Below are 9668 nucleotides of genomic sequence, written 5' to 3'. Positions count from 1 at the left end.
CCCCCACGTGTCGGGGCGGTGGGCGCCCCCCCCCCGCCTCAAAAACAGTCGCGCCCCTGGGGGCGCGCGGCCGGCGGCCCGGCCCCCCCCCGGCGGGGCTGCGCCCCCGCGCGCGCGCCGAGGTGCACAACGTCATCTGCTGCTCGAGCAACGCGAAATCGTCGGCGTACCGCGCGAGCGCCGCATCGCTTCTTGCCGCCTCGCGCAACTCCTCGGTCACCATGGCGATCGTCGACAGCGGGGTGCCCATCTCATGCGCGACCGTGGCCGCCTGCACGCCGAGCGCCACAGCCCGTTCGTCGCGCAACAGCCGCTGCTGCGCGTCGCCGAGCGCCGCATCGCGCTGACGCAACGCGTTGGACATGCGTGCGACGAACCATGCGATGAGCCCCACGCTCACCATGAAGTTCACCCACATTCCCGCCCGGTAGTAGTCGAACACGTTCGCCGGATTGTCCATGTTCAGCGGGATGGAATCGAAGCCTAGCGCGACATAGCAGGACATCGCGAAGAGCGCGAGCCAAATCATGTGCCGCCACGGCAGCACGGCCGCCGCAATCGCGAGCGAGGGCAAATACAGGGAAACGAACGGGTTCGTCGTCCCGCCCGACAGAAACAGCAGCGCCGAGAGCGCCCCGAGATCGACCCATAGCTGGCCGAGCAGTTCGAGATCCGTTTCGGGCCGCGCGCTCGCGACGCGCAGCCAGGTGGCCGCATTGAAGATCGCCTCGAGCGCGATGATCATCAGCATCGCCGGCAGCGGCAGATGCACGCCGAAGAACGTTTGAACGACGGCGATCGTGACGAGCTGGCCGATGATCGCGAGGCAGCGCAGCCAAAAGAGGTGCCCGAGATTCATCCGGCCGGTATTCGTTATGCCGTGCATCGCAGTTTAGTCAGTGGAATTTTCTCGTCGGTCGTCCGGACCGGGCGAACCGGGCGCCCCCTGGTGACCCGGGGAATCCCCGGCGGCGGCAAGCGCTTCGACGTAACAAGCCGGGCACAAGCAGCCGCCCGCCGCCTTCCGAGGCGCACCGGCAGGCGCAGAAACGGACGGCAGCGCCGGCATGCGCGCACACCAGCAATCGAACGGCCGGAGCCGGGCGCCACAGTCGAACGCGCACCCGCAACGCGGGCAACGCGCACTCGGCGCCAAGGACGACGGCGAACGGTCAGAGACGGCCATGGACAGCTCGATGCAAGGCGAGGCAAATATGTTGCAAAAACAATACGCTGTGCCCATGATGCCAGCCTTCAAGGGACGCCGCATGCAGCTTCGTCAAAGAAACCGCGCCTTGGGCCCACACTGCGACCAAAAACCGCGGGCGCGCGGCACAGTCCTGTACAATTCCGCCTGTTTTCGCCCCCCCCCCCGTTTGAACCGTTGCCTGCCGAGCTTGCCGCCATGTCCGAGCCCATCGACCTCGCCCAGATCGCGCCCGTGCTGAAAGCCGAAATTCTGGCCGAGGCCTTGCCTTATATCCGCCAATATCACGGCAAAACCGTCGTCATCAAATACGGCGGCAATGCGATGACCGAAGAGCGCCTGAAGCAAGGCTTCGCGCGCGACGTGATTCTGCTCAAGCTCGTCGGCATCAATCCCGTCATCGTGCACGGCGGCGGTCCGCAGATCGACCAGGCGCTCAAGAAGATCGGCAAGCAAGGCACGTTCATCCAAGGCATGCGCGTGACGGACGAGGAAACGATGGAAGTCGTCGAGTGGGTGCTCGGCGGCGAAGTGCAGCAAGACATCGTGACGCTCATCAACCATTTCGGCGGCCATGCCGTCGGCCTGACCGGCAAGGACGGCGGCCTCATCCACGCCCGCAAGCTGATGATGCCCGACCGCGACAATCCGGGGCAGTACGTCGACATCGGCCAGGTCGGCGAAGTCGAATCGATCAATCCTGCCGTGGTGCGCGCGCTGCAAGACGACGCGTTCATCCCCGTCATCTCGCCGATCGGGTTCGGCGAGGACGGCCTGTCGTACAACATCAACGCCGATCTCGTGGCCGGCAAGCTGGCCGTCGTCCTGAACGCGGAAAAGCTCGTCATGATGACGAACATCCCCGGCGTCATGGACAAATCGGGCACGCTGCTGACCGATCTGTCGGCGCGCGAAATCGACGCCCTGTTCGAAGACGGCACGATTTCGGGCGGCATGCTGCCGAAGATCGCATCGGCGCTCGACGCCGCCAAGAGCGGCGTGCGCTCGGTCCACATCATCGACGGCCGCATCGAGCACTCGGTGCTGCTCGAGATTCTGACCGAGCAGCCGTTCGGCACGATGATCCGCTCCCACTGACCGGCCGGCGTTGCATCCCGGCGCCAACGCCCGGATGCAACGCACCGCCGTCCGACGGGCTCATCCATGTCCTCATCGCCGGTTCCCCGCAGGCGTTCCCGTGCACGTCCTCGCACGGGCGCCCCGCTTTGGCTGTTCGATCTCGACAATACGCTGCACCACGCCTCGCACGCGATCTTCCCGGCGATCAACGAGGGCATGACGCGCTACATCGTCGACGCACTGAGCGTCGAGCGGGCCGAAGCCGATCGCCTACGGGTGGGTTACACGCGGCGGTACGGCGCGGCGCTGCTCGGGCTCGCGCGCCATCATCCGATCGATCCGCACGACTTTCTGCGCGTCGTGCATACGTTCCCCGATTTGCCTGCGATGGTGCGGTCCGAACGCGGCCTGGCCCGGCTCATCGCCGCGCTGCCCGGCCGCAAGATCATTCTGACGAATGCGCCCGAAATCTATGCGCGCGAGGTGCTGCACGAACTGGGCATCGAACGGCTCTTCGAGCGCGTGATCGCGATCGAGCATATGCGCAGGCGCGGCTCGTGGTACGCCAAGCCCGATTCCGCCATGCTGCGGCGGGTGCTGCGCGAAGCGCGCGTGCCGATGCGCGATGCAATCCTCGTCGAAGACACCCGCTCGCACCTGAAGCACTATAAAAAGCTCGGCATCGGCACGGTCTGGATCGTGGGCCACCTGCCGCGGCCGACGCGCGCGGAAGGAAAAATGACGTTGCTGCCGGGCAGCGGGCGGCCGCACTATGTCGATCGACGCATTCGTTCGCTAAAATCGCTCAGACCGGGTCACGAAGCGGGGCGCACATGGAGCCGACTCCAGAGCAGCAGCAAGACGCGGAATTAGACCGCGACACGCAGGCAGCGAGCGCGGCGCGCGCACCGCGCATGAAGCCGGGCGAGCGGCGCGTGCATATTCTCCATACGCTCGCCGCGATGCTCGAAACGCCGAAAACCGAGAAAATCACGACGGCCGCGCTCGCGGCACGGCTCGGCGTATCCGAAGCGGCGCTTTACCGGCAATTCGCAAGCAAGGCGCAAATGTTCGAGGCGCTGATCGAGTTCATCGAAGGGACGTTCTTCGGCCTCATCAATCAAATCGCGGAAAAAGAACCGAACGGCGTGCTACAGGCGCGCGCGATCGGACTGATGCTGCTCAATTTCGCGCAAAAGAACCCCGGCATGACGCGCGTGCTGACGGGCGAAGCGCTCGTGGGCGAGCACGCGCGGCTGGCCGAGCGCGTGGGGCAGATGCTCGAGCGCGTCGAGGCCTCCGTCAAGCAATGCCTGCGCGTCGCGCTGATGGAGGCCCATCACGCGAAGCACGAGCAGGACGCGGGGCGCGGTCCCGGAGCGTCCGGCCTCCTACCGGCCGATTACGACCCGGCCGTGCGAGCCAATCTGCTCGTCAGCTACGTCATGGGCCGCTGGCACCGCTATGCGAAGAGCGGCTTCACGCGCGCGCCGGCAGAACACGCGGACGCTCAGTTGCGGCTCATCCTGCAATAGCCGGTTCTTTCGTCTATCGCGATCCGATCCCGGTCGCCACTATGTGAGTCGGACAGCATCTCGAATGAGCCCTCGTTGAAAGGAGCAGGTGCGCATCAGCTACGCTACAACGTGCCTTACCCAATTTGCGACGGTCATTGCCAATCTCGTCGGGGCATGCCAAGGCGCAAGAGAGTGACGTTTGGCGAGCTCATGCAACGCCCAGCTCGCACTACGCTCGAGCATAACGTCAGCGAGCGCCATTGACGTCGAGGACCGGCAGTCGAATCACGATAGGGCTGTCACGATGGCTGAGATGGACACCAAGAAGGCCCGGCAGAAGCGGCGGAAGCGAGCGCGCCGTGCCATGGGGCTGCACCGCCCCAGCCATAAGCATCACGAGACGCCCCTGAATCAGCAACTCGGGTATCAGGATATTTTCCAGTTCACTGAGTTCGATGCCCTCCGCGCGCTGCAAGATGGGCTACCGCAGGAGTCGCTCGCCCTCCCTAACTTGGACTCCTGGGGCTGGCCATTCTTCCTCATGCTGATTTCCACATTCTTCACGGGTACCTACGCGAGGATGCTGGAAAAACCGTATCGCCTGCCGAAGGCACCGCTCGGGCAGCCGTATGGCACCGGAACGCAGAATCCGGGCGATAGTCCCGCTTATTCGACGGACGACCTGTACTATCGCTTCGCCACGGCGACGCGGGATGAGGACTCCCCGTTCACTCGCAGCGGGGCGATGCGATCGGAAAGCGGGTTGGCTCCGAGCCGAGAACGCGTGAAGAGAAGCGGCGGCCTTGATCGATATCGACATTCCTCCGATCACGCGCCGGACCGCCTTCATGGTCATGGCTACCATCACCATCACCATCGCCACCACCGCCGCCGTCATCAGCGCCGTCACGTCGAAGCCCCCACCGACCCGTTACAAAATGCGATTGTCTATCCCGAGGAGAAACTAAGTCCTTGGATGAAAAATCTAATCAATTCAGTCGGATCGGTTATTTCATTGTTCGGACCAGCATTGCGTGCCATCGGGTTCGAACCCGACGAGATGATGGATGTTCAAAAAAAGATCTCCGGCACGCAGCATCTACCCATAGCGCCCATAAAAATAACGGCGGCCGATTTCGCCATGTATCTCACGGCGAAAGGGAACGAGGGCTTCACGTACGAACCGCTGACGGATCGGGGGCGTGAGCTGGAACGCATCATCACCGAGAAAGGAAGATACGGAGAGCAGAACTTCTTTGCCAAAGAGGTGCTCGATCCGCTCAAGGATAAGTTTAGAAGCCAAGGCTTACGCGCGATTGGAGATAAATTCGACTGTGAGCACGGACTTTTCCTAGAGCATCGCGCCACGCTTTACCATGTCACGGGCAAAAGACCGTTCAGACTAAACCCCAACTTCGCAAGAGCGGAGGGACATCCCATCAAGGGCGAGCTCGGAACCATCGTCGAAATACCGGGAGAGCCGGAGAGGTATTTCGCGATCGTTCCTCATCATCCAGATATGGTGATCCCGATCCCCGACCCAAACTCCGACGAAGGGCGTTGGTGGCTTAGATCAAAGGGGAAGCATTTGTTCTTCAGCGACCCTAGCACGTTTCCAAACGGATCGACTTTCTCCGCGGCTGCGGAAGACTCCACCAATATTGCTCCCCCTAGTCATACTCTCCGGGGCGTTCTCTTGCATACCATCAAACCCATCATCACCGGGACGACGCGGCACATGACAGAGTTAGTGACCAATGAAACGCCTGCGGAGAAGATGATCAACAGGTTGTTCGGCTTCATTCCGTTCTATGACACCGCGAAATCGCTAGTGAATGCAGAATATCAAAAGGCTATCGTGTTTCTGAGCTTTGACTTGGTTCCTTATGTGGGCAGGGGAGCCAAAGTCTTGTTCAAGACAACGTTTAGGGGATTTGCTGCACGCGCGGCCGCCGATAAAGTCGCGCGTTTGGCCAGCAAAGTGGACAAAACGAAGATCAAGGAAGCATTCGGCGGGGACTTCGCTAACGCCATAGTGGAAAAACCTAAGCGGAACGACTAGCGGGTACGAGCGTGCGAAAACGGGGCAAGTACGCTGGCGCGGGCGTCGCGCAGGGTTCGCATGGCGTGAAATGCAAGCTAGGCGGGGTCCTCAAGCCCACGCCGCCGCGCCCGCAATTGCAGATAGCGCGTCCTCACGATTTCCGCTATGCTTTGCGCTCCATTGTCTTAAGCGGATCCGATCGCCAGTGCGCCCTGCGCTCGCTGTGTTCGGTCAGGACCGCGCAAGGCGGCGCGCCGATTTGTCGACTCGATTGCGGGCGCGCGAACCCGAGTGCAGCTCAGGTTCACTATAAATGCGGCTAAAGAGGTCGTCAGCCGCGCATGGCCCCTCTCCCGCGCACCGCCGACACCGTTTAGCCGCCCCTGTCAGAAGGCGGAATACATGGAATCGATCGGCATCGTCGCACCACAACGCATGCACTTTCCCGAGCCGCTCGCGCTCCGAAGCGGCGCGTCGCTCGCCGGCTACGACCTCGTGGTCGAGACCTACGGCACGCTCAATGCCGCACGCTCGAACGCCGTGCTCGTCTGCCATGCGCTCAATGCCTCGCATCACGTCGCCGGCGTCTATGCGGACGAGCCGAAGAACGTCGGGTGGTGGGACAACATGGTGGGGCCGGGCAAACCGCTCGATACGAACCGCTTCTTCGTCATCGGCGTGAACAATCTGGGCTCGTGCTTCGGCTCCACGGGGCCGATGAGCATCGATCCGGCCACGGGCAAGCCCTACGGCGCCCGATTTCCCGTCGTCACCGTCGAAGACTGGGTCCACACCCAAGCGCGCGTGGCCGACGCCTTCGGCATCGAACGCTTCGCGGCCGTGATGGGCGGCAGCCTCGGCGGCATGCAGGCGCTGGCCTGGAGCCTCATGTACCCCGAGCGCATCGGGCACTGCATCGTCGTCGCATCGACGCCGAAGCTCTCGGCGCAGAACATCGCGTTCAACGAAGTGGCGCGCTCGGCCATTTTGTCCGATCCCGACTTTCACGGCGGCGATTACTACGCACATGGCGTCAAGCCCCGGCGCGGCCTGCGCGTCGCGCGCATGATCGGCCACATCACCTACTTGTCCGATGACGACATGGCGACCAAGTTCGGGCGCGCGCTGCGCCGGCCCGCGGGCGGAGGCGCGGCGGGCGACGACTACCGCTTCAGCTTCGACGTCGAATTCGAGGTCGAGTCGTATCTGCGCTATCAAGGCGACAAGTTCGCCGACTACTTCGATGCGAACACCTACCTTTTGATCACGCGCGCGCTCGACTACTTCGATCCCGCCAAGAACTTCGACGGAGATCTCACGGCTGCGCTCGCGCATACGCGCGCGCAGTACCTGATCGCCAGTTTCACGACCGATTGGCGTTTCGCGCCGACGCGCTCGCGCGAGCTCGTGAAGGCGCTGCTCCAGCACAAGCGGCGCGTCACCTACGCCGAAATCGACGCGCCGCATGGGCACGATGCCTTCCTGCTCGACGACGCGCGCTATCACAACGTCGTGCGTGCCTACTACGAACGCATTGCCGAGGAGGTCCGCGCATGAATCAAGCCGCCATCGATTCGCTCTCCACACGGGCCGATTTCCGGGCGATCGCACGCTGGGTCGAGCCCAATGCGACCGTCCTCGATCTGGGTTGCGGCGACGGCAGCCTACTTGCGCTGCTCGGCGAAGAGCTCGGCGTCACGGGCTACGGCATCGAGATCAACGACGCGGGCGTGCTCGCCTGCGTGAGGCAAGGCGTGAACGTCATGCAGCAGAACCTCGAGGACGGCCTGCGGCTGTTCGAGGACGCCAGCTTCGATTTCGCCATCCTCTCGCAAACGCTGCAGACGATTCATCAAACGGCCGCGATCCTGCGCGAGACGGTGCGCGTGGGCAAGGAATGCATCGTCTCGTTCCCGAACTTCGGCTACTGGCCGCATCGGCTGTCGGTGCTGCGCGGCCGCATGCCGGTGTCGAAGTCGCTGCCCTACCAGTGGCACAACACGCCGAACGTGCGCGTGCTGACGACCAAGGATTTCGAGGCGCTCGCGCCCGAGGTCGGCATCGAGATTCTCGACCGCGTGGTGCTGCATGGCGGCCGCGCGGTGCGTTGGGGCGAGAACTGGCGTGGTAGTCTTGCGGTCTACCGCGTCAGGCGCGGCTCGAACGGGGCCGCCTCCGTCTGAGCGCCGCATTCGAGAGGCCGATCATCAAACGTGACACTCCGCCCCCGCAGCACGAAAGCGCCGCACTGAGCGCGCACGAGGCCCACCCCGGTTGGCGCGCGTTCCTCAATCGGCACATGCTGATCTGCGTCTTTCTGGGCTTCACGTCGGGCCTGCCGCTGTTCACGCTCGTTTATCTGGTGCAGGCCTGGCTGCGTTCCGAAGGCGTCAACCTGAAGGAAATCGGCCTGTTCGCGCTGATTCAGTTTCCCTATACGTGGAAGTTCATCTGGGCGCCGCTGATGGATCGCTACGTGCCGCGGCTGCCGTTCTGGCGCCCCGGGCGCCGCCGCGGCTGGATGCTCGCGACGCAGCTGCTCGTCGCCGGCGCGATCGGTTCGCTGGGGTTCGTCTCTCCGCGCGAAGCGATCTGGACCGTCGCGGCACTCACGGCGCTCGTCGCGTTCTTCGGTGCGAGCCAAGACATCGTCATCGATGCCTACCGGCGCGAACTGCTTGCCGATACCGAGCAAGGGCTCGGCAATGCCGTGCACGTGAACGCCTACAAGGTGGCCGCCCTGATTCCAGGCTCGCTGTCGCTGATTCTGTCCGATCATCTTCCCTGGACCGCCGTGTTCGCCGTCACCGCGGCGTTCATGCTGCCCGGCATGGTGATGACGCTGCTCGTGCGCGAACCCGAAGTGCACGGCGCGCCGCCGAAGAATTTGCGCGAGGCCATCGTCCTGCCGCTCTCGGAGTTCGCCACGCGCGACGGGGTCGGCGCTGCGGTGCTCGTGCTCTCGTTCATCTTTCTGTACAAGCTCGGCGATACGATGGCGACGACGCTCTCGACGTCTTTCTTCCTCGACCTCGGCTTCGATAAAACGCAGATCGGCGTCATCGCGAAAACGACGGCGTTTTGGGCCAGCCTCGCCGGCGGCATCATCGGTGGCGCATGGCTCGTCAAGATCGGCATTGCGCGCGGGCTCTGGATTTTCGGCTTCGTACAGATCGTCTCGACCCTGGGCTTCGCCTGGCTCGCGAAGATCGGCCCCTCGCCGGGCGCGCTCGCGCTGATCTACGGTTTCGAGACATTCGCCACGGGCCTCACGCTCGCGGCCTTCACGGCCTACATCGCCAGCACGACCGATCCCCGCTATACGGCCACGCAATTCGCGCTGTTCACGAGCCTCGCCTCGGTGCCGCGCACGCTGGCTTCCGCCGCCAGCGGCTTCGTCGTCGCGAAAATCGGCTGGTTCGATTACTTTCTCGTCTGCGCCGCGCTGGCCGCGCCCGGCATGCTGTTGTTGCCGCGGATCGCGCCGTGGAACGAACGCGCTTAGCCCGCGCATTTCATTCGGTCTTATTTTGAAGTAATTGCGCTCGTTGCCGGCAAGTCCTACACGAGAATGCCTCCCACGCCGCCCACGCATTCATGCGGCGCAAACGCGGATCGATGCATCGCCCTATCGATTAGGAATCGAATAACGATCGATTCAGAATCGATTAGCCATCACTCCAACTCAGCTTCATCTCACCGCGCCATCGATTCATGGCGCCGGTGACTCATTCGCGCCTCAAACGCGAATTGCGGTCCGCACTCGTTAATTTTCGACTGGAGAGGATCACGATGAAGACTCAAACGGCAATCGTTCAAC

8 protein-coding genes and 1 pseudogene are annotated in these 9668 nt (G+C 63.3%); 7 read left to right on the top strand and 2 right to left on the bottom strand.

Going from position 1 to position 9668, the window contains the following annotated elements:
* Nucleotides 1–886 (bottom strand): annotated as a pseudogene (locus ACTHNZ_RS03130) (ATP-binding protein); the annotation flags it as partial.
* A gap of 6 nt (nt 887–892) precedes the next feature.
* Nucleotides 893–1186, bottom strand: coding sequence for a cysteine-rich CWC family protein (locus ACTHNZ_RS03125; protein WP_440541031.1), 294 nt, complete (start codon nt 1184–1186; stop codon nt 893–895).
* 219 nt (nt 1187–1405) lie between these two features.
* On the opposite strand from ACTHNZ_RS03125, the gene argB reads away from it, so the two are divergent.
* The 7 genes from argB (at nt 1406) to ACTHNZ_RS03090 (ending at nt 9353) form a co-directional block, all read left to right on the top strand.
* Entirely contained in the window at nt 1406–2305 is a 900-nt protein-coding gene (gene argB / locus ACTHNZ_RS03120; RefSeq protein ID WP_440541030.1) for an acetylglutamate kinase, read from the top strand.
* Between the two features lie 66 nt (nt 2306–2371).
* On the top strand, nt 2372–3160 hold the full coding sequence (locus ACTHNZ_RS03115; protein WP_440541029.1) for a pyrimidine 5'-nucleotidase: 789 nt from the start codon (nt 2372–2374) through the stop codon (nt 3158–3160).
* On the top strand, nt 3121–3822 hold the full coding sequence (gene slmA / locus ACTHNZ_RS03110; RefSeq protein WP_440541028.1) for a nucleoid occlusion factor SlmA: 702 nt from the start codon (nt 3121–3123) through the stop codon (nt 3820–3822). The genes ACTHNZ_RS03115 and slmA overlap by 40 nt, the downstream gene beginning before the upstream one ends.
* 295 nt (nt 3823–4117) lie before the next feature.
* Nucleotides 4118–5866 (top strand): hypothetical protein, encoded by a 1749-nt coding sequence (locus tag ACTHNZ_RS03105; protein WP_440541027.1) that lies wholly within the window; start codon nt 4118–4120, stop codon nt 5864–5866.
* A gap of 384 nt (nt 5867–6250) precedes the next feature.
* Nucleotides 6251–7405: a homoserine O-succinyltransferase MetX gene (gene metX / locus ACTHNZ_RS03100; RefSeq protein WP_440541026.1), complete on the top strand. Its 1155-nt coding sequence runs from the start codon at nt 6251–6253 to the stop codon at nt 7403–7405.
* On the top strand, nt 7402–8031 hold the full coding sequence (gene metW / locus ACTHNZ_RS03095) for a methionine biosynthesis protein MetW (protein WP_440541025.1): 630 nt from the start codon (nt 7402–7404) through the stop codon (nt 8029–8031). The genes metX and metW overlap by 4 nt, the downstream gene beginning before the upstream one ends.
* A gap of 23 nt (nt 8032–8054) precedes the next feature.
* Nucleotides 8055–9353: an AmpG family muropeptide MFS transporter gene (locus tag ACTHNZ_RS03090; protein ID WP_440541032.1), complete on the top strand. Its 1299-nt coding sequence runs from the start codon at nt 8055–8057 to the stop codon at nt 9351–9353.
* Nucleotides 9354–9668 lie beyond the last annotated feature (315 nt).

This window comes from Trinickia sp., assembly GCF_051953955.1.
GTDB lineage: Bacteria > Pseudomonadota > Gammaproteobacteria > Burkholderiales > Burkholderiaceae > Trinickia.
The sequence above is the reverse complement of the archived record's forward strand: the minus strand, read 5'-3'. Positions and strand labels throughout refer to the sequence as shown.

Bases quoted from the DNA above. Each gene is read 5' to 3' on its own strand.
- ACTHNZ_RS03125 (WP_440541031.1), bottom strand. From the start codon at position 1,186: ATGGCCGTCTCTGACCGTTCGCCGTCGTCCTTGGCGCCGAGTGCGCGT.
- slmA (WP_440541028.1), top strand. From the start codon at position 3,121: ATGGAGCCGACTCCAGAGCAGCAGCAAGACGCGGAATTAGACCGCGAC.
- metW (WP_440541025.1), top strand. From the start codon at position 7,402: ATGAATCAAGCCGCCATCGATTCGCTCTCCACACGGGCCGATTTCCGG.
- metX (WP_440541026.1), top strand. From the start codon at position 6,251: ATGGAATCGATCGGCATCGTCGCACCACAACGCATGCACTTTCCCGAG.
- ACTHNZ_RS03105 (WP_440541027.1), top strand. From the start codon at position 4,118: ATGGACACCAAGAAGGCCCGGCAGAAGCGGCGGAAGCGAGCGCGCCGT.
- argB (WP_440541030.1), top strand. From the start codon at position 1,406: ATGTCCGAGCCCATCGACCTCGCCCAGATCGCGCCCGTGCTGAAAGCC.
- ACTHNZ_RS03115 (WP_440541029.1), top strand. From the start codon at position 2,372: ATGTCCTCATCGCCGGTTCCCCGCAGGCGTTCCCGTGCACGTCCTCGC.